This window comes from Dyadobacter ginsengisoli DSM 21015 (assembly GCF_059568735.1).
Genome location: NZ_JCANTY010000012.1, coordinates 243,444 through 267,562 on the forward strand (window position 1 = coordinate 243,444; position 24,119 = coordinate 267,562).

The following is a 24,119-nucleotide window of genomic DNA, read 5'->3' on the forward strand; positions in this document are numbered from 1 at the left end:
TTTGCTATGGATCCTTTTGCTCAAATTAAGGCTCATCACGTGCGTATAGCCATGCAATTATCCTGGGTAGTGAATGACTTACTGTCTGGAATTTATAAAAACCGGAACCCCAATGTCAGCGAAAACCTCGACAGGTCAACACTGTCATCTTTCGACAAATGCAATGTCTCCGTGTTGATATCGGTCTTGCGTTGAAGGCGATAGATAGCCCCCATCATAGCGGTTCCGGTGAGGTTAAGGGCGAACTTGGGACTGATAGGTTGCTCGATGCCGACGCTGACGCCCCAGTTCATGGTTTTGCCCGAAAATGTCAACTGCTGGGCCCCGACGGTACTTTTGTTTTCATAGGGCTGGTACCCAAGGAGTAAGGAAGTGAGCACGGCGGTCCTCCCGTTTTTCAGAACGGAACGGTGAATCAGAGCCCCGCTCAAATGCTGGATGGTGACTTTCTCGCTCTGCGAGCTGTCCATTGTCGCTCGTGCCTTGTACATTTCATAACGTAAGCCAAAACCGACGTGCTTCCAGGGGAAAAAGGCCACATCGCCGCCAAAGGAAATGCCCGATTTCAGGTCTTTGAGATACGCCTGCTCGTCATGACTGGTAACCCTTCCCGCCCTGAACAACCGGTACGCGTAACCACCATTGAGCCCGAAGGTCCATTTGGGAAGCCCGGGCGTATCGACATTTTTTTCTTTGACAGCCGCCTTTTCCGAATGTTCAAAAACCTCTTCACGGTCTTTCCTCCATTCGGTTACCGAGGCTTCCTGGGCGCTTGCACGGTGGCCAAGCATACCCAAAAACATTAACAGGGCGGCAAAAGATCTGATCATTATTTGCGGAACGCGGCGATTTAAGAGTTCCCAAAACTACGATTTTCAGGTCACATTAGACTTTCCGGCTGCTATAAAATGTCACAAGGCCGGTTTAACGCCGCTTTTTTTGAGTTTTTCGATAATGTAGGCAGCAATGTGCTTTCCCTGCTCCTGTCCGTTTTCGATGGCATCGCGGTAATGGATCCCGCCGTACAACCGCGAAATGGCTGCTTCTTCGGAAGCCTGCCGGAATGACTTGAAATCGCGGGTTGGCAAGTCAAAAATAACTTCGGTGTCATCTCGGAAAGTGAAATTGTCTCCCAAAAGGTAGGTTAAGGTCTCCGCAACGGCTGTCGAAATCACGCTGTGTCCACTGGTGTATTCGGGAAAGGGAGGGGTTTGCAGCAACGGTTGCCATTTCGGGTCGATCGTGCGGTTGATCACGGTTTCCGGCCTGATCCTGCTGCTCCGGTATTTTTCGTCCCAGCAGCTGATAAATGCATCCATAAGCGTTGCCGCGACCAGGGAATGCACCATGATGCCTTTGTCGAGGTCCAGATTCACTTTGGCAGTCGCGATCCCGGTAATGTTCATCCAATGCCCGCCGGGACTGATCTTCTTAAAACCGATATTCATATGCCCGGATGTATTGATCGCAAACGGATTACAATCCCAGTAAGAGGCGATGAAACGCTGCTGTTCAGTCAGGTTCTTGCTGACATCATATACTTCCTTTGCCAACCCGTAAAACTGGCTTGAGCTGTCCTTACTGAACTCGACCGGCGGCTTCGGCACAAACTGATTACAGGAATCGATCAGCACAGGCCGGATCGTTTTCCAGTGAGGCTCTACGCCTTCCATATAACCGGGAGGCGTCGGATACCAGTAGCCATCGCCCTTTTTTGGCCTGTAACGAAGCCGGGTACTCAATTTGAGATATCCATCCGTGGACACGTCGGCAGCGACTTTTTTAGCGACCTCTTGTGCCACTGCGATCGATTTATCGAGGATACTTTGCGAATAACCTTCTCTCAGCAATGCGATCACCAACTTTTTTTGGTCTTCTTCCAACATATAACCCGAGGGAATAATGAGCCGGCCTGTTTCCAGGATGCAGTATAATGCAGCTATCTGGTAATCATAGTCCTTTGTTTCAATCGCAACAGGATTGATGCTCCTGGTCAGCAGCGTGGGTGCTACGATCTGTTTGTTGTTGCGCGCGACGATCTCATGCGCACCCAGGAGGCAATAGGTGTAAAAGCGGCTGGCTGCGGGCGGGTTCACCACGTCGTGGATCATCACCATTGTTACCGAGAATACAGCAGGTTGCAAATGCTTGCGCAGCTCCTCTCTGGCAGGTGAAGAAAAAGCGGATTGGCAGAGGATCAATAATAAGGGTAAAATCCGGCGCATTACTATCTGGAATTTTTGTAAAACTGCAATGGCTCATTAAATGCGCCAATAACTAAAAAAGGTTGGGCACCAATGGTAACCTGAATGGCGGATTTCACATCACCGGTCACGGAAAGACCGGAACGGGGTTGACCAACGTAACGAAACCCACCCTCACCATCGCCCGCAAACAAACTGCCGTAGCTCGCATCCATACTACCGATTTTCAGGCGGTTATCTGTTTTGTTACCAAGAAACAAAATGTCCTTTTTCCCATCATGGTTATAATCGCCTGTGAGTAGTGTGCACGCCGGCGCAAACTGCGCCTGGGAAGGCATGGCCTGTTTTTCGAACTTGCCATTACGATTCATAAAGCAAACACTGCGAAGTTCCCGAACTTCCAGTTTGCCTGCACGGGTCAGATCTGCCGCCGGGATCACTTCTGCCATGGTCGCGTTGGCGTAATCCTTATAGTAGGAAAATTTCTTACGCATGGGATAAATCTGATCGTTCAGCTCATCCCGGCTTACAAACGGGTACGATTTGCCCTGGACGTAAAAATTAAAGAACGGATCAATGGAGCCATTTTTGTCAAAATCCGCAAAATACAGTTCGGCAGGCTCCTTATCGGATGCTTTGATTTGCGAATTAAGACCCAGGTTACCTGCCAGGATATCGGGCTTGCCGTCGCCGTTGAGGTCTTCTATTTTCAATGTATTCCAAAAACCGGTCTCCTCGCTTTTGAAATAATCGGCCGTCGTATCCTCAAAATGCTTCCCGTTGAAAGTGAAAACCTTAACAGGCATCATTTCTCCGACAATTACCAGCTCAATCTTTCCGTCACCATTCAGGTCACCCCATTGCGCATCCGTCACCATCCCGATTCTGAAGAACGGCGACTCTCTGTTTTCGAAATGCCCCTTACCGTCATTGACCAGCAGGAACGAAACGGGCGCCTCAGGATAACGCCCGGGGATAATCCGCCCTCCCACAAACAGATCGAGATCTCCATCCCTGTCAAAATCAAAAGGACGGACGCAGGATTTGCTGCTCGCCTTCATATTCGGCACGGAAAGTACCGAAAGGCTCAGGTTCCCTTTGCCGTCGCTCAGGTAAACCTCATCCTGCAATGAAACAGTATTGGGTTCAAAAAGTGAATAACCGCCTTTGGCAATGTACAGGTCGTCGAAACCGTCTCCATTGGCATCAAAAAAGACCGCCGCCGATATGGCAGATATGCTCTCATCCCCGATCGCAAAGCCAGGCATTTCGCGGAAAGACCCTTCCTTTTGCTGTAACCAGATTTTGGCCTGCTTGTTCTGGTCTCCACTCACGAAAATGTCGTCCAGCCCGTCCTTATTAACGTCGCCCTTCGCAACCACCGGCCCGGTCTGAGAGTACATCGACAGCATCAGTGGCTGACGTTTGAAATCGTTTTCGCTGTAACCCTCATGCTGGTAAGCGATTGCAGGAGTCTGTTTTTGGAACAATGCATTGGCTACCGTGCTATTTTCGGGCTTTTCAACCCTCTTACTTCCTTTTTTTTCCACCTGTAAAAGCTGATCGCTTTTCACATGATCCAGCAACTGCGTGGTACCATCAGGCCAGATGATCGTTACTGAATCTGCGATTGCTTCCACGCCTAACCCGAAATGCAGACGTAATGGCGTACAGGAAAGGTAACCGCGATTCGGGCTCACTTCCTGGTATTGCACCGTACCCTTATTCCGGATGTAAACGCGGGCTCCGAGGCCGCTGGCGTTTCCGCCGTTTTGCCTGAGACTCAGTTGCAGCCAATGTCCGTTTTGCGTCTCGCTGGCCGTATTTTGGTACACAAATGCAGGTTCATTGATGTTATTCACTACCAGATCGAGATCACCGTCATTATCGAGATCGGCATACACGGCACCGCTCGAAACGGATGGCTGATCGAGTCCCCAGGCTCGCTGCATTTTTGTAAAAGTCAGGTCCCGGTTATTCTTGAAAATATAATTGGCGAGCTTGGTGGAAGGCATTGCCTTCACGAGGTCCATCAGTTGAAACGGCTCTTTGTCGACCGCCCGTTTGATCTTGTAATCGCCCCAGTATTTGAGAAAATCCTTATTGGTATAGTCCCTCAGGTAGCCGTTAGATACGAACAGGTCCTTATAACCATCATTGTCAAAATCGGCAAAGAGCGGCGTCCAGCTCCAGTCGGTGTTGGAAACTCCGGCAAACTGAGCGATCTCGCTGAATGTACCATTACCATTGTTGAGCTGCAACATGTTGCGCATGTACTGCTTTTGCAGGTCCTGGCTTACCATCAGCTCAAATGCTTCGTAGTTTTCCTGCAACTGAAGAAGTTTCTGACGCTGGTTGTCCTCGGGCAGCATATCGAGCGACATCACATCAGGCAAGCCGTCATTGTTGAAATCTGCGATATCGACCCCCATTGAAAACTGCGCCAGGTGCCTGAAGTACTGGCGGGTAACATCGCGAAATGTGCCATCCCGGTTGTTAATGTAAAGGTAGTCTGGCTCATTATAGTCGTTGGTGACGTAGATATCCTGCCAACCGTCCTGATTCACGTCAGCGATGGCTAAACCCAGACCGAATGTCAGCGGATACTGATGAATGCCGGCTTTCTGGGTAACTTCTGTGAAATGGTTTTTACGGTTTTCGAAGAGCTTGTTTCCTGCCAGTTCGTCGGTTTGCTGACGGAACTTCGCGAGCTCCATATTGTCGATCTTCTTGGTTGTATGGTTCAGCAGCAGCATGTCCAGATCGCCATCGTTGTCGTAATCGAAGAAAGCGGCCTGGGTACTGTAGCTGATGTTATCCAAACCATATTCTTTGGCTTGCTCGACAAATTTGAGATTTCCCTGGTTGATAAAAAGCTGGTTTTTCCGGTCCTCATCCTTCACTTTGCCGGAGTAGCAAACATGGATGTCCAGCAGGCCGTCTCCGTTCACGTCTGCCATGGTCACCCCGGTTTTCCAGCCTCCCTTTCGGCCTTCCAATCCCTTCCCTGCCGACGATGTAATGTCTTTAAACTTCATTTTTCCGCCGGTAGCTCCCTGGTTCAGATAAAGCTTGTTGGAACCCATATTGGCGGTAAAAAAAAGGTCATCGTACCCGTCGTTGTTGATATCCCCGACGGCCACTCCACCTCCGTTGTAGTAATATTCATACGACATCACATTCTGGCTCTCGGTTTCGCTGATCGGGTTCTCGAAACCGATTCCCGTCTGCTTGGCATCGAGCAACCGGAAAAGGGGTTGCTGGCTTCTGGCGGTATGGAAGGAGCATATCAACGAAAGGAATGCGAAAGCGCACCGAAGGGAGACCCTGTTGTTCATTAGGATGTGCAGTACCGAATTAAAAAAGGAAGATTTACTACTAAAATAAAAAACTTCAACCGAAAGTTGAAGTTAAAACTTAGTCCAGTGATATTGGAGGAAAGCGATAAGAAATTTAACATTTCCTATCGCTTTCGTTTTGTTTATTTATCCCACCAGACTTTGGTCAGAAAATCATCCGGACCTTGGATCGCCACCGCTGCACGGTAGTTTACCGCATTCTTGGACGTCTCAGAAGCCGGATATCTCAATCTGCGGGGGATTACACCTCCGGTTGCATTTCCGGCGTAGTTGGTTGGCTTCAATGTCGGATATCCTGTTCTTCTCCAGTTCGCGTAGGCTTCATAAGAGTTCAGAAAAGTAGCTGCCCAATATTGGGTATGGATCTGCTCCATTTGCGCATTCATTCCCGTCGTGATAAAAGGATGAGCGGCCAAGTAAGCCGTTATCGACGCCGAGGGTATCGTTGCTCCATAGATCGTAAATAGGCTCATGGCCGCAGTCACACCTTTATTGTAGTGTCCGGCTGCGTCGCCATCCCCCCAGCCACGTAGTGCCGCCTCAGCAAGGAGATATTCTACTTCCGCATATGACTGAAATACAGTCGGAGCGGCATTGCTTGCGATGTAGTTCAGATTTGCTTCTGAGTAAGTCGCCAGTGAATTATCGCTCCACGAAGGAATCAGCGTTTTGATCGTAGTGGGATCATAACCATTCGGCAAACCTTTCTGAGATGCAGGGGCAGAAGCAGTCGGAAGTTGATTTCTGTCCGCATTTCCTTCCCACAAAGTTGCTATGTAAGGTAGACGAGGGTCATTATTAGTTTGCAGAAAATCAATAAAGGTCTTGCTCAGCTTACTGTTTGCCTTACCTTTCAGGTTCGCTGCATCATACTCCTGTGTTTTCAGCGTGTTAGCGTCCAGGTTACGGTTATTATCGTTGGTATCGTAATGGAGTAACCTCGCAATATCGCCGTTGCTGGCCATCACACCGCCTGCGATCGCCTTTTTCACGTAGCTTTCAGCCGTAGCAGCGTCTACCTTCGTCAAACGCATACCCAGACGCAACATCATTGAATTGGCAAACTTCTTCCATTTCGCAACATCACCTGAATACAGCGGGTCAGCAGCACCATAAGTCGCTTTTGCTGCATCCAACGCACCGCCGGCTTCTTCAAGCTCTTTCAGCAAATCTTTATAAATAACCTCCTGGGTATCGTACTTGGGGGACAAAACGCCATCCAGAAATCCTTGTCCAGCTTCCGAATAAGGAATATCACCGTATAGGTCGCTGATCCGGTGGTAGATGAATGCCCGCCAGATGCGCGCAATATTGTATTTATTGCTCAGGTCAGGCTTATCCTTGGTCAGCGAAATAATCTGTTCAATCTCCTTTACCTGGTTGGTATACGCGGTTTCAAAAAACGCACTGTAATACTCCACGTTCGACAAATACTTATCCCCAGACCAGTAAGTAGTCAAAGAAGCAAAATGCTGTACCATCGCACCTGCATAAATCAGGTTCCCACGGTGGTTCTCGTACCCTGTTCCCGCAGTTTTTACAACATTATAAGTAAAAAGATTTTCCAGGATCGGTTCCGTAACCGCATTCGGATTGGTGTTCAATTCTACAAATCCTTTGTCACAGGAAGTAATAGTGAGCCCCGCAGTCAAAATCCCGCCTATGATCGCGAGTTTCGTCTTATTAATATATTTTATCATTTCGCAAATCGATTTAGAATTTAACCATCAGGTTCAGACCGTAGCTGCGGGTCGGTGGAACACCGAACATTTCAAGCCCCTGGCCGTTTCCACTATTGTATGTTGATTCCGGGTCAACATTAGGTACCTTTTTATAGAGAATGAAAAGGTTTCTAGCTACAAAAGACAAGCTAACGGATTGAATAGGCATTTTCCCAAAGACGCTTTTAGGAATACTATAACCCAAAGTCATCTGGCGTAGTTTAAGGAAGTCCGATTTGTAAATCGACTGGTCAGTGATTGTTGTCGCGATACCCGAGTAGTAATCCTGGGCGGTTAATGTTTTTGAGAAAGATTCACCCTGTTCATCAACACCTGTCACGGCTACGCCCGTTTCCCGTACGTTATTGTCAGTAGTTACCTTTGACAGACCTCTCGACATGGCGAAGGCATTTGTCGCCGAGTAAATATAACCTCCAAATTTACCATCGATCAGGAAGCTTAGGGAAACGCCTTTATAGCTTACAGTATTGGTCAAACCCATCGTCAAAGGCGGCACACCACGGGCAAGCATTTCGAAGTCCCCCTGGATCGGCAAACCTGTTGCTTTGTTATATACGACATTACCGTTTGCATCCCGCTTCATTCTCGATCCGGCTATCATACCGTAAGGCTGGCCTTCGAAGTGATAGACGTATGCATTACGGGTTCGGGATTCATCCAATGAAAGTGTAGGGAGGCCTTCTGCAATTTTCACAACGGTGTTGGCATTGTAAGCCATGTTAAAGCTTGCATTCCAGATAAATCCACCAGGAGTTTTAACAGGTGTTCCTGACAATAATATCTCGACACCCTTGTTTTGCACCTTACCCACGTTTAGTAATACATCATTATAACCACTAGCACTTGATGTTGAAGCCTTTACGGGGTCATTGGTCGTAACACGGTCGTAGTAGGTCAAATCAAGACCTATTCTGTTCTGGAACAGCTTTGTCTCGATACCAAATTCTGTCGTTGTCGAAGTGTTCGGTTTCAGATTCTGGTTAGGTATTGTACTGGTTCCGATGTTCATTAAAGGATAACTCGAATAGGGATTACCCTGCAAAGTATAAGTCAGGTTCAATGCATAAGGATCAGGATAGCCGCCACCCACTTGAGCCCAAGATCCGCGTACTTTAGCATAGGTCAGCCAGCTTGGTTTATCGCTGATTGCATCGGAAAGAATATATCCCAAACCGACGGAGGGATAGAAGATGTGGTTATTGGCAGGAGCCAAAGTCGAAAACCAATCTTCACGTCCTGTGAAGGTCAGGAACAAAATATTTCTCCAGCTCAAATCAGCAGAAGCAAAAAGCGAATTGATCTTAAATGGTTTGTACTCTATATTTCTGTCGCTGCTCGTGAGGTTTCCCAGAAAATAATTAAACGGAATCACAAACTGACTTCCTCCGATGTACATATTTTGATTCACTCGGTACATCTGGTTTCCGCCAACGATTGCATTCAGGCTGAAATCACCGATCTCTTTGTTGAGACCGAGCAAGAGCTCTCCGTTGGTCTCGTTGATTTTACGCACATTGGTCCCCATAGAACCTGCGGTGGCATAAGCAATACCGGTTGGCTCGATACTTTCGAAGTCGATCGTATTCAAGTCGGTTCCCACTCGGCCCCGCACGTACAGAAAGTCCGTCAAATTGTAGCGAAGGCTGAAAGAACCCAGGAAACGCTTACGATCATCGCTGTTTTTCACATAATTCGTCGCGAAGTACGGGTTTTGCGCATACACATTCGAATTCCAGAGCATTTCGTAATTTCTGCTGTCCACACCTGGTGCCAGGTTCCTGATGTCTACGTTGTTGGCAATCATATAAGCAGCAAAGTTCGGATTTTTAGGAGTATCCGAAAGGAAGCTTCTGTTTCTACCCTCTTCGATGTTATACTGCACAACGCTTTCAAAAATCAGTTTTTTCGCCAGGTTTGCATTGACACTCAAGTTGAATGACTTTCTATTAAAAGTTGCATTCGGTACAACTCCTTTAGAGTCCGCATTGGATGCAGAAAAACGAAAATTCAATTTTTCTTCTCCGCCGGAAATAGCAACCGTGTTAGAAAAAGTGCTTCCTGTGCGATAGAAATTTTCGATATTCTTTTTCTGTGCACTATATGGACGAGCTACACCGTCAAACTGAACAGTAGGAGAACCATCCAGTTTTGCTCCCCATGAAACGGCACCATTTGCAAGTGCTTCATCTTTGGTCGTCGGTTTTACACCCTGTGTTCCTGACCCATACTCGTATTGCCAGTCGGTCAGATCCCTTACCTTTTCAAAAGTGTAGGTTCCATTATATTCCACACCGATACCTTTGCTTCCCTTACCCGATTTCGTGGTGATCAAGATGACCCCGTTACCAGCGCGTGATCCGTAGAGCGCAGCGGCGGTACCGCCTTTCAAAACAGTCATTGATTCGATATCGTCCGGGTTGATACTATTCAAGCCATCGCCTGTATCAAATCCACCCCACATTCCCGCACTTCCTACGTTAGTATTGTCAATGGGCACACCGTTAATTACGTACAAAGGTTGGTTACCTCCACTCAAAGATCCGTTACCGCGGATTAACACCCGACTTGATCCACCAGGACCTGTTGCAGTACTGGTAGCATTCACCCCGGCGATCTTGCCGGACAATGCATTACCAAGGTTCACTTCACGGGCTTGTGTGAAATCGCTCCCCTTCACTTCCGTAACAGCATAAGCAAGCGCCTTCTTGTCTTTGGAAATACCCAGCGCCGTCACCACCACCTCTTCCAAATTCGCAACGTCGGGCATCATTTTTACATTGAATGTGCTCCGCTCACCCACACTTACTTCCTGTTTCAGATATCCGATCGAACTAAACACCAATACATCTGTGTCCTTCACTCCCGTCAACGAGAAATTGCCTTCCACATCAGCATTTGCACCCTTCGTTGTACCTTTCACCGTTACTGAGGCGCCAGGGAGGCCCTGGTCTTTTTCATCTGAGACCTTGCCTGAAACAGTCCGTTCCTGAGCAAAGGCGGGCAAAGATGCAAAAAGCAGAAATAGCCCCAGCGGGATGATTCCCTTCGCCAAGGCCATGCGTAGCTTTTCTTTCATAGGTCGATAAATTAGTAAATTTAAAATAGGTTAGATTTGGTATTGACCGAATTATTGCAAGGCAAAAACCCGCTCGGAGCAAATATCATAAAATATTTCATAATTAAATAATTTTAAAAACGATTTACACTTATGTCATTTTTTTAACTTTTATAGGATGACTATACGACGCTTTTTATAAATATTTGATTGGCATCAGGTTACCATCACCGTGTACGTTCACAATTCATTTTACTCTGGATCTAATCTTATTTTGACTCGGAAAGCAATAAAAAATGCCCGGACAGCCTCCTATGAGGTTATCCGGACATTCGGAGTTTTAATTAAAAATTAATTTCCGTTACCTCTGAAACGATAGACGATCAATGGCGCATTGTTCATTGCACCAACCAGAAACCGCGAACCATTTGCCTGTAAAACGGCCAGGTCACGCATATCGCCGTTTACATAAAAACCACTTTTTCGTTGCGGCAAATAGTTGAACTTGAGACCTCCTTTATTGGAAAATACCTGCAATAGATTTGCATCATTCTTACCCATCCGAACGCGCGTCTGCTTCACATTTCCTCCTAAAACTATGTCCTGCTTTCCATCTCCGTCCATGTCGCTGAGCGCAATGGCATATACCGGTGCAAACTGCGCTTCTACCGGCAACGCATGGAACATCAGTTTTCCATTGGCATTTTCCAGGATTCCGCTCCGGTATTCACTTGCCGACAGGCTCTTCGCCCCTTTCAGCTTCTCCGAGGGAAGCATCTCACCTAATGTCGCCTTGGAATAGCTGACGTAGTCCGTATACTTCTTTTTGAGGGACGGAATCTGATCAAGCAGCTCATCTCTGCTTGCATAGGGAAACTCTCTGCCTTGTTCCGTGATCGCTATTACGGGCACGATCCTGTTCAGGTTGTCAAAATCAGCTGCATATAGCTTTAAGCCTTCCGGTGAAGTGATGTTCCATTGCCAGTTAGTCCCCATATTCCCCACCACAAAATCGGTATCGCCGTCGCCGTCCAGGTCGCCCGGCCGAATCACATTCCAGCAGCCATGCAGCCCCGCTGTACCCCATCTGTTGCTTGAATTGGTCAGCTTTCCGTTTCCATTACCAAATACCTGGACGGGCATCCAATCGGCGGTCAGCACCAGTTCGGGATAGCCGTCCTGATCCAGGTCCTGAAAAACAGCATCCGTGACCATACCTGCCTGCGCGAGCTGAGGCGCCAGGTTTCGGGTCTGATCCGTAAAAGTGCCTTTTCCTGTATTGATCAGCAAGACAGCTCCCGGGCTTTCAGGAAATCGCCCGGGCATGACTCTCGAGCCGAGAAAAATATCTGCATCTCCGTCCTTGTCTACATCAGCCACTGCAATGGACGAAGCATTACGACCGGACGCGGGCAAGGCACCCTTTCTGAAATTACCTTTTTCATTGAAATACAACCTGGGCAACAGCAGCGGATCACCTGCATTCAACTCGTAACCTGCGCTCGCTACCAGCAAATCGTGATCCCCATCCCCGTCGGCATCGAAAAACACCGCGTCACTATCTTCGAATGCGACATCGCTTTCAAACACAGGTTGCGCCGATTTTTGAAACCCTTCCTTTTTACTCAAAAACAAAGCGCCGGCCTGCCCCCGGGCCCCACCGACGTAAAAATCATCGGTCCCATCGCCATTGATATCTTTTTGTGCCAAATGCGGCCCCTGATAGCTAAGCATACCCGGCAGGAGAGTCTGTATGCGAAAATCGTTACGCGTATCTTCTATGTGTGTGAAGTCTGCGAGTGAGGCGGGCTCCCACATAGGTGCGTGTCCGCCCGTGGACGTCCGGGATACTTTGCGTGCGTCCGAATAGCGAAGTGCGACTTCCCTTTCCGGTATCTTTTTGACAACCTGCCTGCTGCCATCGGCCCAAACTACTTCGAGTGAGTCAATTTTAACATGAGTACCCAAACCGAAATGCAACATATCCCATTGCGCGGACTGAAAACCGCGAACGGGGATAAAGTTTTGTGTTTGCGTGATGGAATCGGAATACAATGTTACCCTGGCCCCCGCCAGATGGGCATATTTAGGGGATGTGAGCCGGACACGCAGCGAACTGTTACTCCCCAGCATTTTCTCCGCATTATTGCGATACACAAATGCTTTCTGATTTACATTGCTCGTCACCAGATCCAGATCACCGTCATTGTCCAGGTCGGCATAGATGGCGCCATTCGATTGATTATTTTTCTCAAACCCCCATTCCTTGATTTTTTTAGTAAAGGTCAGGTCCTTTTGATTCTGAAAAATGTAATCGGGCTCGTTGATGGGTGGCATCTGCGCTATGATCTCCATTTGCGAGGGTGCCTTCCCCCCCTGCCCTGCCTGCAATTGCTTGTCGGTTGAATACTTCAGGAATTCCATGTTGGTGTAATCACGGGCGTAGCCATTGGAGATAAAAATATCTTTCCAACCATCATTATCGAAGTCGGCCATGAGCGCAGCCCAGCTCCAATCGGTATTCGAAATGCCCGCAAGTTGTCCTATTTCGCTAAAAACCGGCACGCCATTACTGTTCACGCCATTATTGATCTGCAACATGTTCCGCATCGACTGGTCATGAAAACCTGCCCTTAACAGCTGCTGATACTTATCGTAGTTGTCATCTCCCGACGTCAATTTAATGCGTTCATTATAACTGGGAAGCATGTCCAACGTCAGGACGTCCATTAGTCCGTCATTGTTCAAATCGGCAGCGTCGGTACCCATCGAAAACAGCGACACGTGCCCCATCGCTTCCCGGATCACCTCTTTAAAACTGCCGTTTTGCTGGTTGAGATACAAATAATCGTTTTCATTGTAGTCATTGGCAATGTAGAGATCCTGCCAGCCGTCGTTATTGAAATCATTCACATTGACTCCCAAACCAAAGCTCAGCACATTCGAAACGATCCCCGCCGAATCTGTCACATTGGTGAACCTGCCGCTGTCATTGCGAAGGAGCTTGTTGCCAAATGCCTCGTTACGCTGCTGGCGATAATTGGCAAGCAGGTTGGAGAACCCGGCATATTCCTGCAATGAGTGATTCAGCAGAAAACAGTCCGTATCCCCATCCCGGTCATAATCGAAAAACACCGCCTGGGTGGTATAGGAAGGGTCATCGAGTCCGTATTCAGCTGCTTTTTCCGTGAATGTCGGAATACCATCGCTGGTTTTGCCATTGTTCACATATAGCAGTTTTTTCCTGAGGTTCGGATCCTGCGCTCCTGCCCTGCTGACGAAAATATCGATCCAGCCATCGTCGTTGATATCCACCAGCGACACCCCGGTTTTCCAGCCCTCATTCAGCGCGGTACCGGATTTTTCCGAAACATCTTCAAAATCGAGATCGCCCCGGTTGAGATACAGCTTATTGGCTACCATATTGCCGGTGAAATAGAGGTCCATCAACCCATCATTATTGAAATCGGCTGCCGCCACGCCACCGCCATTATAGAAATAACCGTATCGGAGGACGTTGTTTTCGGCGTCCTCGTCGACATAGTTGTTGAAATCCACACCAGTCTTGCCTGCGTCGAGCAGTGTGAAGAGTTTTTCTTCTTTTTTACAGCCGGTAATGAGGATCAGCAAAAGGAAAAGTTTTCGCATGGATTTGTGAGCAATAGCCTGGCTAAATATATATGAATTACTGGATTGCAAAAAGGCAGACGGACCGTCTGCCTTTTTCGCTTCTTTCAAAAAATATCTGTTAACTTCTACGATCAGGGCTTATCCCACCACAACCTGGTGCTGGATTTGTCTTCACCGCCGAGTTTACCCAGGGCAGCCTGCGCTGCCGCCGCATTCGACTGGAATTCTCCGATCACAAATGGTGTGCGTCTTACAACAGCATCCTTAGGCGAATCGGGATTATCCGAGTTTATCCTTGCGTATAGCTTTGGATATCCCGTTCTTCTGTACTCAGCCCAGGCTTCATGTCCGTTTGGATAATTGGCCAGCCATTTCTGTGTAATGATCTGCTCCATTTGCTTGGCAGGGTCCGCGGAGAACTTCACAGGAATATCCGAAAGTGCAGGAGTTTTTGCCATGTCACTCAGCGCTATCGGAGTAGTTGTACCGTTCGTATAGGCTGTGATCACCGCCGCATCTGCAATTCCCCATTGTTTAAAGGCCGTTTCGATCCCTTTTTCATAGAACTCCTTCGCAGTTCCCCCCATATTCCAGCCTTTCAATGCTCCTTCCGCTTTCAGGAAATATGCTTCGGAAGCATACATGATCGCGAATGAATTGGTAGCCTGAACGGCTGGCAAAAACTGATCTGCCACGTTCGATGTTGCGTTGGCGTTGTTTTCGGGGGCGCCAAGTTCTCCCTGAGTGTAGCCATTTCTCAAACCTTTAAAGGTACTCACCGTTCCCGGTACCGGCGCATAGTACTTGCTGATCCGTGGATCGACGTACCCCTTCAACACACTTTCCATCGCCGCGCTCATCCGGAATTCGTTCCATGCAGTAGCCTGATTCATCGGATTGAAAGAGTTGGCAGTCACTTTCAGGAAAGCGTCATCGGCGTTCGTCGACAATACGCCGCCCGCAACCGCAGCTTCCGCTTCCGTTTTAGCCAATGCCGGTTCTACTTTCGACATCCGCATGGCTACGCGCAGGCGCAAAGTGTTTCCAAAAAGTATCCATTTGTCAACACTTCCCGCATAGATCTGATCATTGCTGCCAAAGACATTCGTCCCCTTGAATGCCTGCAAAGCGGCTGTTGATGTCGCAAGGGTTTTAACAAAATCCTTATATATTACGTCTTGCGAATCATACTCTACGCTGCTTTCTCCATTTCCTACATTGGTATATGGAATGGGACCCCAGTAATCGGTGCGGGGTAGGTACATGTACACTTTCCAGATGTTGGCAATGGCATACATGGCCGGGTTTTCATTCGGTGCCCCTGGCTTGGTATTTTCTAAAACCCCAAGCAACGGCGGGATTGCAGTACCATAGAAGCCGCTCCATGCACCGTTGAGCCAGTTACCCACCATCACATTACGGTCGGACGAGAAGTTCTGCGCGATGTTTGCAAAGTACTGCCCTTGCAAGTCGGCGAACAAACTTTGAAAAGTCTGCCAACTTGCCTGAATGGACCGGTATTGTGCAGCAGCAAAAGCATTACCGATCGCTGAACCATCCAGTGTGGTCAGCTTCGTTTTATTGGTATTGATCTCGTCAAAATTGTCCGTGCAGGAATAGGTGCTTCCGGCAAGGGCAGTAATCAAGGCCAGTGATAGAATTTTATATCTCCGTTTCATTTGTTTCAGAATTTTAGCAATTAGAATGACAAGTTAAGATTCACCCCAAGTGAGCGTGTCGCGGGCATAGAGAATGATTCAAGACCTACCGTAGTGTTGGCAGAACCTGCAACCAGCTCTGGATCGAATCCCTTTGCCTTATTCATGATGAAGAACAGGTTACGCCCTACAAGTGACAGCGACACAGTCTGGAAAGGCGACTTGCCGATTATCTTCTGAGGAAGGCTATAACCCAGTGTAAGCTCTCTCAGCCTGATGTTGGACGCACTGTAAGTAAATGCTTCCCCAATAGGCGTGTTACGACCACCCACAAATTTCCAGTAAGCCTCTGCCGTAGTTGAAACGGTATTTTTGCTACCATCAGCCTGCACACCGTCGATCACCATGCCATCACGACCAGCAAGCGTTTCCTCGGTAACACCATCAGCATAGATTACCGCATTGGTGAACGAAGTCACCACCCCGCCAAGCCTTCCGCTTACCAGGAAACTCAGATTGATTCCCTTATATGAAAAGCGGTTTGTGACACCACCTGTCCAGGTCGGACGTGAAGTTCCCATTGGTACAGTTGTTCCCGAAGTAACAGTCGGGATACCATTTGGCCCTACGATAATACGTCCTTGCGCGTCGCGGTTGTAGCCCCGGCTGTAAATCTGCCCCAACGATCTTCCTTCTTCCGCCCTCATGAAGTTCATGAAGTCGTTCGACAAAGGAAGCGTTTTCAAGTTAGGGGCGAGCTCAATTACTTTGTTAATATTACGTGCATAGTTCAGGTCGATATTCCAGTTAAAATCTCCTGTTCTGATCGGAACCAGGTTCAACGTTAGCTCGATACCGCGGTTGCGGACGTTACCTGCATTGATGTACTGGAAGCTCCATCCCGAAGCGGGTGGGATCGAAACGCGGAACAATTGGTTTTTGGAATTACTGTTATATAGTGTAAGATCGAAACCAATGCGGTTCTGAAGAAATTTAGCTTCCAAACCTACTTCCTGTGAATTGGTCAATTCGGGTTTCAAGTCCGGGAACGGCTTGGTGTCGTCACGGATAATGTAACCGTTGGCGCCCCCTGCAATATAGGAATAGGTTTGAGCCAACAGATAAGGTGACGCGTCATTTCCGGTTTGTGCAAGACTTCCGCGGATCTTCATGAATGAGACCGCCTGTGGCATGTTGAACAGGCTTGAAAGAACAGCCGATGCACCCACCGACGGGAAGAAATAAGATTGGTTAGCTTTCGGCAGTGTCGACGACCAGTCATTCCGTGCTGACGCAGAGATTGTCAACGCATCCTTCCAGATGAAGTCGGCGGATGCAAAAACACCTTGTTTGCGGGTTTGTGTTACGGTCCGGTTTGTAACAGAATTTCTTGCATTGGTAGTCACAAACAGGTTATCGCGGTTCAAACCGTTGTTCAGGGTCTGGTGATTGACATAATCACGTTTCAAAATGTTGCCTCCCACTGTCGCCTCGATTTTGATATCCTCGCCGAGTTGCTTACTAATCAATGCGAACAAATCAAGGTTAAGCTCGCTATTGTCACGCCAGTTGGTCTGATAATCCCCGAAATCGGCGATAGTATAGGTGTTGGTATACCATTTACCTTCGAACTTGTCGATGTACTTGTCATATCCGGCGCGGCCCATCACTGTCAGCCATGGCAGGAACTTGTAGCTCAGCGACGAGAAGCCATAAATACGATCCCGCGTATCATCAGCAAGCACGCGGTTCTTGATCCAGTAAGGATTCTGCCCGCCGTTAGAGCCGGGGTTCCAGTAGTTCTGAAGGAGTTTACCTGAGGACGGATCTACATATTCGAAGTCCTGAGCCTGGTCGAGGGAGATACTCCGAGGCAGACGGAGGATATGGCGCTGAAGATTGGCAAATGCCTCACCGGTTTGCTGCCTGTTCTCAATGTTTTCATTAAGATAGGTAATCTTACCGTCGAAACTAAGCTTACTCGTCACCTGGCTGGTCAGACGCAGATTGAAATTGTGGCGGTCGAGCTTGTTATTTGAAACGATCCCTTTTGCATGGGTATTCGTGTAAGAAAAGTAAGTCTGTACTTTTTCGCTACCGGCAGTCAGGGAAACTGAATTTGCCAGTGATGTTCCTGTCGAATAAAAATCTTTGTAAGAATTCGGATTAGGTGAATAAGCATAGGTTTTACCTTTATTGGCAGGATCAGGCCCCCATGCTGCCACCTGCTGGCCGTCCATTTTAGGGCCCCAGCTGAATTCGCTGTTCGGGAAGAACTTACCTTCAACACCCTGGCCATAAGTATTCTGAAAATTCTGAAGCTCCATCGCGCGCTCCGCCTGGAAGGTACTGTTGATATTTACACCAATACCTTTACGTACCGCCCCTTTTCTGGTGGTGATCAGCAAGGCACCATTTGCCGCACGGCTACCGTAGAGAGCCGTTGCGGACGCCCCTCTCAATACGTTGATGGATTCGATATCATCAGGATTAATGCTCGACAACCCGTCGCTTGCGTCCCGACCACCGTTTGCGTTACCCGGGCTAAAGTTCGAGTTATCTATAGGTACGCCATCGACTACGATCAATGCCTGGTTATTCCCGGTAATAGACCGGTCACCACGCAACACGATCCGGCTCGACCCGCCAACCCCTGAGGATGAACGGACAATATCCAGACCGGCCACCCTGCCCGAAAGAGAGTTGGCCACATTCAATTCACGGGCTTTTGCAAAATTATCGGTATTAATCATCTGAGTAGCATAACTCAGAGTCTTCTGTTCCTTACTGATACCCAGGGCTGTCACCACGACCTCTCCCAGGTTACGCACATCTGCATCGACGGATATGGTAATGTTGGTCATGTTTGCAGACACCTCTACTTCTTTGGATGTATAACCCACCGAAGAAATAATCAGCGTTCCGGCACCGCTCATATTCAAACTGAAATTTCCCTCCGCATCCGTATTAGTTCCCCTCGTGGTCCCTTTGATCAGGACATTGGCACCGGGAAGTCCGGCCCCGTTCTCATCATTCACCTTACCGATAACCTGCCGGTCCTGGGCGTATGATGTAGAAATTAAAAGTACTACCTGCAGTAACGTGAGTAGCACACACTGTAAAGTTTTGCTCATAGGTCTGTTGGGTTTTTTGGATTTTCATGAAATTTAAATCTATTCCAACAAATAAGCAATTTATTCCACCTTTTTTAATTGTACTAAACTAATATTTGGCCTAAACGATCAAATAGAACACATAAAATGGCATATTAAAGATACAATGGAACATTATTTGTCCTGAACACAATTATCAAACAGCTTATAATTTTGTTGCGTGCTCGAAACACAAACTTAGATTTGGCCTTTACGTTTTAACGCTAACCTATGTACGGAGCTACGGGATAGCAATCGAAAAATCGAACAAAAACTACAAAAAAAGTACTACAACCTAATGCAGAGCCTGTACCTGGAACTAGTATAAAATCAAGATGAGAGGTGGAGTTGCAACCGTCCGGGGAGACACAGCAGTTACTCGTACTTTCGCCACACGCCCAGTATACCACCCGTAATGGCATATACGACGACACTCACTCCGCCGTTGATCAGAGAAAGTGCCAGTGGCCGGAACGAAAACATATCCTTCACGATCGTTTCGAACAGTATGAAAACAATGCCGAAAAGTAACCCGATCAGAAAACCCATCAGAAGCGATTTGACAGGAATTTTGGTAAACACCCAGGCAATGGTGTAAGCCATGAATGAAGTAGAAACAATGCTGGCGAGATAAGGAACGGGGCTGACAGCGGATTTGATCTGCTCCATGGTGAAGCCATTTAACGCCATCCACTGCTCTGAAAATGCACTATACCATAAAGCTGGTATCACCTGACCTATCACTACACATACTAGCACGGCCCAAAGATTGACAGATTGTTTTCTCATTGTATTGAGTGTTTTATTCAGTCATCGAAAGGAACTCCCCGGCCCAAATATAAGAGGTTTCGGAAATAATTGTGCTTTTTATTCAGGGGATATAACAAATTCGATATTACGCTTCAAACCGTCGAATTTCGCCCTTTTTACAGGCGAGCGCCGGAAAATTTCCCGAAATACATCCTCGGTTATCTCGCGCCAGTCGTCGTTTGAGAATCCGGCCAGCGATTCCGGCATGTCGAATTGTGCGGTTCTATGCGGGCGCGCAAAGCGGTTCCACGGGCAGACATCCTGGCAGATGTCGCATCCAAAAATCCAATTATTGAACTTACCCCGCACCTCTTCCGGAATGGCCTCCTTCAATTCGATGGTATAGTAGCTGATGCATTTGCTCCCATCCACCACGAAAGGGTCCGTAATAGCGTCGGTCGGACATGCATCTATACATTTGGTGCACGTACCGCAGTAATCGCCGGTGGCACTGTCCTGTGCCAGATCAAGGTCACAAATAATTTCACCTATAAAGAAGAAGCTGCCCATTTCACGGTTCAGCAGGTTGGAGTGCTTCCCGATCCATCCCAAACCACTCCGCGCAGCCCATACTTTATCCATAACCGGTGCCGAATCGACAAATATCCGCGCATTCACCTCTCCGACTTCTTCCTGCATGGCAGCCAGCAATGCACCAAGTTTTTCCTTCAATACATAATGATAGTCGGTGCCGTAGGCGTATTTGGAGAGTTTGAGATCATCGTCTCCCTCTGGTAGCCTTTCCGCCGGGTAATAATTGAGCAGCACAGAAATAACGCTTTTTGCTCCATCCACCAGTTTACGCGGATCAAGCCGCTTGTCGAAATGGTTTGCCATGTAGCCCATGGCTCCGTGATGATTGAGTTGCAGCCATTTTTCCAACCTCGGAGCTTCCTTTTCCAGGAATACCGCTTCGGAAATACCACAGAAATCAAAGCCGATCTCCGTTGCTTTGGCCTTGATCCACTGACTCCTCTCCTGCTTGACGATATCTTCCGTAGTCATATTGCAAAGTTACAAATTGATTGTAAAATGCCATCTTGTCAGTAATTTAGCCGTGGCAAAGTAATTTAGGAGATTAGAGGCTGTTGTAAAAGACACATTATTAAGGAGAACCATGCCGGAAAATACAGAATTCAACATAGATCAAGACAAAAATTACGAAATGAACGAGGATAAAGCTTCATTGGAGACTGACAATCTGGTTAACGAAGAAAATTCTGAAACTTCCAACTCTGTCCCGATGGACAACGCCGGACAGGAGATTACTGGGGAGGCGCCGCAATCTGATCCCCTGGATGCTGCCAAGGCCGAAATTGCAGAATTGAAAGACAAATACCTTCGCCTGTACGCGGATTTCGAAAACTTCCGCCGCCGCACCGCTAAGGAAAAACTTGAGATGATCTCCGGGGCGAGCGCCGATACGGTCAAACTGATCCTGCCGATCGTTGACGATTTCGAGCGTGCCAAGGTTTCCTTTGACTCATCGACGGAGATAGAGGCGCTGAAAGAAGGTGTCGACCTGATTTATACCAAACTTTATAAGGCCCTCGAATCCAAAGGCCTCAAAGCCATGGAATCCAAAGGTGCGGATTTCGATGCCGACATTCATGAATCCATCGCACAGTTCCCTGCACCTTCGGAAGACCTGAAAGGAAAGGTTATCGACGAAATCGAAAAAGGCTACTACCTGAATGACAAGGTCATACGCTACGCCAAAGTAATCGTAGGCGCATAAGCTCTTAACCTTCCTTACAGGATACATCAGAATTAACAATGGCAAAGAAAAGAGATTTTTACGAAGTCCTTGGGGTGGATCGTGGCGCCTCTGCGGATGACATCAAAAAGGCTTACCGCAAGCTCGCGATCAAGTTTCACCCGGACAAAAACCCGGACGATCCTACCGCAGAAGACAAATTCAAAGAGGCAGCAGAAGCTTACAGCGTCCTGAGCGATGACATCAAACGTCAGCGGTATGATCAGTTTGGTCATGCTGGTGTAGGCGGTGCTTCGGGAGGCGGGGCAGGCGGTTTCAGCGGAGGTTTCACCATGGACGACATATTCTCGCAATTCGGGGATATTTTTGGCGACAGCAGCCCTTTCGGTGATATTTTCGGACGGCAGGGCGGTAACGGCCGGCGCGTACGCAAGGGATCAGACCTGAGAATCAAATTGAAGTTGAACCTCGAGGAAGTTGCAAACGGCGTCGAGAAGAAGATCAAGGTAAAAAGGCACGTAACCTGTAATACCTGTGGAGGCAACGGAGCCAAGAACGGGACTTCGCTCACCAATTGTAATGGCTGTAACGGCACAGGCCAGGTCCGTAAGGTAGTCAGCACAATGCTCGGCCAGATGGTATCTACGGCTACCTGCCCTACCTGTAACGGCGACGGCAAGATTATCAGCGAACGCTGCGACTCTTGTGCAGGAGAAGGCCGGTTGTTACAGGACGACCTGATCACGCTCAACATTCCGGGTGGTGTTGCAGAGGGAATGCAGCTTTCCATGTCGGGAAAAGGCAATGTGCCTGCACGCGGAGGCGTAGCGGGCGACCTGCTGATCGTGATCGAGGAAGAGGAAGATGCATTGCTTAAAAGAGACGGAAACAATGTTGTATACGACATGCACCTCAGCTTTATCGATGCAGCCCTGGGCACCTCGGTAGAAATACCTACTATCGACGGCAAAGCGCGCATTAATATCGAATCAGGAACGCAGGCTGGCAAAATCCTTCGTCTGAAAGGGAAAGGAGTTAAAGACCTGAACGGTTACGGAAAAGGCGATCAGCTCGTACATATCAACGTATGGACACCGCAGCAGTTGTCGTCCGATGAACGGGCCACGCTCGAATCGTTACGTCATTCGCCAAACTTCCAGCCTAAGCCCGGCAAGAATGAAAAGGGTTTTTTTGATAAAATGAAAGACTTTTTTCATTGATCATGTATCCCTGACAAACATATTCCAAAGAGCTGCTTCCTAACCGGAGCGGCTCTTTTTGCTTGACACCTACCCATTCATCATCAATCCATTGCTAACCAAAATTCACCATACATGAAATCATTCATGCTTTCCTGCGCATTACTTTGTTCGGACTTGCTCCTGGCCCAAAAAGCTCCTTCCACCATCACTTTCGCGACGTATAATGTAAGTATGGAAGCCGAAAATTATCTTCCCCGAGGCACTCCGGGAAACTCCGAACAGGTGCTCGTTAAAGAACTCGCCTCGGGTAACAACCAGCAGATCAGGAACATCGCAAAAATTATCAAAACCGTCAGGCCGGATGTGCTTCTGCTCAATGAATTCGATTATATCAAAGACCCAACAGCAGGTGTGGGCCAATTCGTGAAGTCCTATCTCAAAGCTGACTCCGACGGCGCAAAGGGTATCGATTATCCCTACTATTACTACGCTACTGTCAACACCGGGCAGCCGAGCCCCTTCGACCTCGATAATAACGGGAAGAAAGAGCAGTTCGGAGCAGATGCCTGGGGCTTTGGCAACTATCCCGGCCAATACGGCATGGTACTTTTATCAAGATACCCGATTGATCTGAGAGCCGTGCGTACCTTTCAGCATTTCAAATGGAAAGATATGCCAGACGCGCTAAAAACCACCAAGGCCGATGGATCGACCTGGTATGTACCCGAAGCATGGGACCAGTTTCCCTTATCTTCCAAATCACACTGGGATATTCCGGTTAAAATAGGCGACAAAACGATCCACGTGTTGGCCAGTCATCCTACCCCTCCGTCGTTCGATGGCCCTGAAGACCGGAACGGCAAGCGTAATCACGACGAGATCCGTTTCTGGAATGATTACATCAGCGACTCCCGGGGATCTTACATATACGACGACAACGGTAAAAAAGGCGGCCTCGCCTCCCATGCTGCATTTGTCATTCTGGGCGACCAGAATGCGTCGCCGGATGAGGGTAATGCAATACCCGAAGGCATTAAAACGCTTCTCGGCAATCCGAAGGTAAATCACAACTTTACGCCAGCCAGCAAAGGCGGTGCGGAACATTCCCCAACAAACGCATTTGCAAAAAACCACACGGCATTCTGGCGGATGCGTGCAGATTATGTCCTGCCCTCCAAAGAGGGTTTTCAAGCGATCGATAGTGGTGTTTTCTGGCCTGGTAAGGGCGAGCCTATGGCTGACCTCGTCGAAAAACGCGAGTCAAGCTCCGACCATCGGCTGGTTTGGGTAAAACTGAAACTGGAATAAAACAAAACGCGGCCCCGGAATCCGGGGCCGCGTTTTGTTGACAGAAATACTATTTTATTGCTGCCCGCCGTACATATTGAACGCCGCCATATGTTTCTGGAATATGGCTTCATATTTCTTGGCAGCAGCCTCTTGCTTGGCTTCGCGGCATTCCTGAACGATCACTTGCATGGTGTACAGATAAACGCTCGTATCGCGGCGTCTGGTAGTACCATTATCCTTCGCCCAGCTCAATACCTCGTCAGCACGGGTCGCCATGGTCTCGGCAATTTCCAATGCTTT

The 24,119-nt window shown here is 48.2% G+C and carries 14 protein-coding genes; 3 read left to right on the forward strand and 11 right to left on the reverse strand.

Going from position 1 to position 24,119, the window contains the following annotated elements; genetic code table 11:
* Positions 1-92: 92 nt before the first annotated feature.
* The 10 genes from BP71_RS34735 to queG all read right to left on the reverse strand — a co-directional run bounded on the left by BP71_RS34735 (position 93) and on the right by queG (position 20,615).
* Positions 93-830, reverse strand: coding sequence for a hypothetical protein (locus tag BP71_RS34735; RefSeq protein ID WP_496386278.1), 738 nt, complete (start codon positions 828-830; stop codon positions 93-95).
* An 81-nt stretch (positions 831-911) separates the two neighbouring features.
* A complete protein-coding gene (locus tag BP71_RS34740; protein ID WP_496386279.1) occupies positions 912-2,225 on the reverse strand; it encodes a vanadium-dependent haloperoxidase in 1,314 nt (437 codons plus the stop codon).
* 2 nt (positions 2,226-2,227) lie between these two features.
* Positions 2,228-5,542 carry a VCBS repeat-containing protein gene (locus tag BP71_RS34745; RefSeq protein ID WP_496386280.1) on the reverse strand — a complete coding sequence of 1,105 codons (3,315 nt, stop codon included), beginning with the start codon at positions 5,540-5,542 and terminating at the stop codon, positions 2,228-2,230.
* A gap of 143 nt (positions 5,543-5,685) precedes the next feature.
* Positions 5,686-7,263: a SusD/RagB family nutrient-binding outer membrane lipoprotein gene (locus tag BP71_RS34750; protein ID WP_496386281.1), complete on the reverse strand. Its 1,578-nt coding sequence runs from the start codon at positions 7,261-7,263 to the stop codon at positions 5,686-5,688.
* Between the two features lie 13 nt (positions 7,264-7,276).
* Complete coding sequence (locus BP71_RS34755; RefSeq protein WP_496386282.1) at positions 7,277-10,381, reverse strand: SusC/RagA family TonB-linked outer membrane protein; 3,105 nt, start codon at positions 10,379-10,381, stop codon at positions 7,277-7,279.
* Positions 10,382-10,711: 330 nt separating this feature from the next.
* Positions 10,712-14,008 (reverse strand): VCBS repeat-containing protein, encoded by a 3,297-nt coding sequence (locus BP71_RS34760; RefSeq protein ID WP_496386283.1) that lies wholly within the window; start codon positions 14,006-14,008, stop codon positions 10,712-10,714.
* Between the two features lie 113 nt (positions 14,009-14,121).
* Positions 14,122-15,669, reverse strand: a complete 1,548-nt coding sequence (locus BP71_RS34765; protein ID WP_496386284.1) for a SusD/RagB family nutrient-binding outer membrane lipoprotein — start codon at positions 15,667-15,669, stop codon at positions 14,122-14,124.
* A 20-nt stretch (positions 15,670-15,689) separates the two neighbouring features.
* Complete coding sequence (locus BP71_RS34770; protein WP_496386285.1) at positions 15,690-18,782, reverse strand: SusC/RagA family TonB-linked outer membrane protein; 3,093 nt, start codon at positions 18,780-18,782, stop codon at positions 15,690-15,692.
* A gap of 393 nt (positions 18,783-19,175) precedes the next feature.
* On the reverse strand, positions 19,176-19,589 hold the full coding sequence (locus BP71_RS34775) for a DUF1761 domain-containing protein (protein ID WP_496386286.1): 414 nt from the start codon (positions 19,587-19,589) through the stop codon (positions 19,176-19,178).
* Positions 19,590-19,667: 78 nt separating this feature from the next.
* Positions 19,668-20,615 carry a tRNA epoxyqueuosine(34) reductase QueG gene (gene queG / locus BP71_RS34780; RefSeq protein WP_496386287.1) on the reverse strand — a complete coding sequence of 316 codons (948 nt, stop codon included), beginning with the start codon at positions 20,613-20,615 and terminating at the stop codon, positions 19,668-19,670.
* A gap of 160 nt (positions 20,616-20,775) precedes the next feature.
* On the opposite strand from queG, the gene BP71_RS34785 reads away from it, so the two are divergent.
* From BP71_RS34785 to BP71_RS34795, 3 genes are all read left to right on the forward strand, one after another.
* Positions 20,776-21,348, forward strand: a complete 573-nt coding sequence (locus BP71_RS34785) for a nucleotide exchange factor GrpE (protein WP_496386288.1) — start codon at positions 20,776-20,778, stop codon at positions 21,346-21,348.
* Positions 21,349-21,386: 38 nt separating this feature from the next.
* Complete coding sequence (gene dnaJ / locus BP71_RS34790; protein WP_496386289.1) at positions 21,387-22,547, forward strand: molecular chaperone DnaJ; 1,161 nt, start codon at positions 21,387-21,389, stop codon at positions 22,545-22,547.
* Positions 22,548-22,661: 114 nt separating this feature from the next.
* Positions 22,662-23,837, forward strand: coding sequence for an endonuclease/exonuclease/phosphatase family protein (locus tag BP71_RS34795; protein WP_496386290.1), 1,176 nt, complete (start codon positions 22,662-22,664; stop codon positions 23,835-23,837).
* A gap of 54 nt (positions 23,838-23,891) precedes the next feature.
* Here BP71_RS34795 and BP71_RS34800 read toward each other — a convergent pair.
* Positions 23,892-24,119: hypothetical protein (locus tag BP71_RS34800; protein ID WP_496386291.1), on the reverse strand; the 228-nt coding region annotated here is incomplete at its 5' end.

Bases quoted from the DNA above. Each gene is read 5' to 3' on its own strand.
- BP71_RS34785 (WP_496386288.1), top strand. From the start codon at position 20,776: ATGAACGAGGATAAAGCTTCATTGGAGACTGACAATCTGGTTAACGAA.
- BP71_RS34760 (WP_496386283.1), bottom strand. From the start codon at position 14,008: ATGCGAAAACTTTTCCTTTTGCTGATCCTCATTACCGGCTGTAAAAAA.
- BP71_RS34770 (WP_496386285.1), bottom strand. From the start codon at position 18,782: ATGAGCAAAACTTTACAGTGTGTGCTACTCACGTTACTGCAGGTAGTA.
- dnaJ (WP_496386289.1), top strand. From the start codon at position 21,387: ATGGCAAAGAAAAGAGATTTTTACGAAGTCCTTGGGGTGGATCGTGGC.
- BP71_RS34795 (WP_496386290.1), top strand. From the start codon at position 22,662: ATGAAATCATTCATGCTTTCCTGCGCATTACTTTGTTCGGACTTGCTC.
- BP71_RS34745 (WP_496386280.1), bottom strand. From the start codon at position 5,542: ATGAACAACAGGGTCTCCCTTCGGTGCGCTTTCGCATTCCTTTCGTTG.
- BP71_RS34750 (WP_496386281.1), bottom strand. From the start codon at position 7,263: ATGATAAAATATATTAATAAGACGAAACTCGCGATCATAGGCGGGATT.
- BP71_RS34740 (WP_496386279.1), bottom strand. From the start codon at position 2,225: ATGCGCCGGATTTTACCCTTATTATTGATCCTCTGCCAATCCGCTTTT.
- queG (WP_496386287.1), bottom strand. From the start codon at position 20,615: ATGACTACGGAAGATATCGTCAAGCAGGAGAGGAGTCAGTGGATCAAG.
- BP71_RS34775 (WP_496386286.1), bottom strand. From the start codon at position 19,589: ATGAGAAAACAATCTGTCAATCTTTGGGCCGTGCTAGTATGTGTAGTG.
- BP71_RS34755 (WP_496386282.1), bottom strand. From the start codon at position 10,381: ATGAAAGAAAAGCTACGCATGGCCTTGGCGAAGGGAATCATCCCGCTG.
- BP71_RS34765 (WP_496386284.1), bottom strand. From the start codon at position 15,669: ATGAAACGGAGATATAAAATTCTATCACTGGCCTTGATTACTGCCCTT.
- BP71_RS34735 (WP_496386278.1), bottom strand. From the start codon at position 830: ATGATCAGATCTTTTGCCGCCCTGTTAATGTTTTTGGGTATGCTTGGC.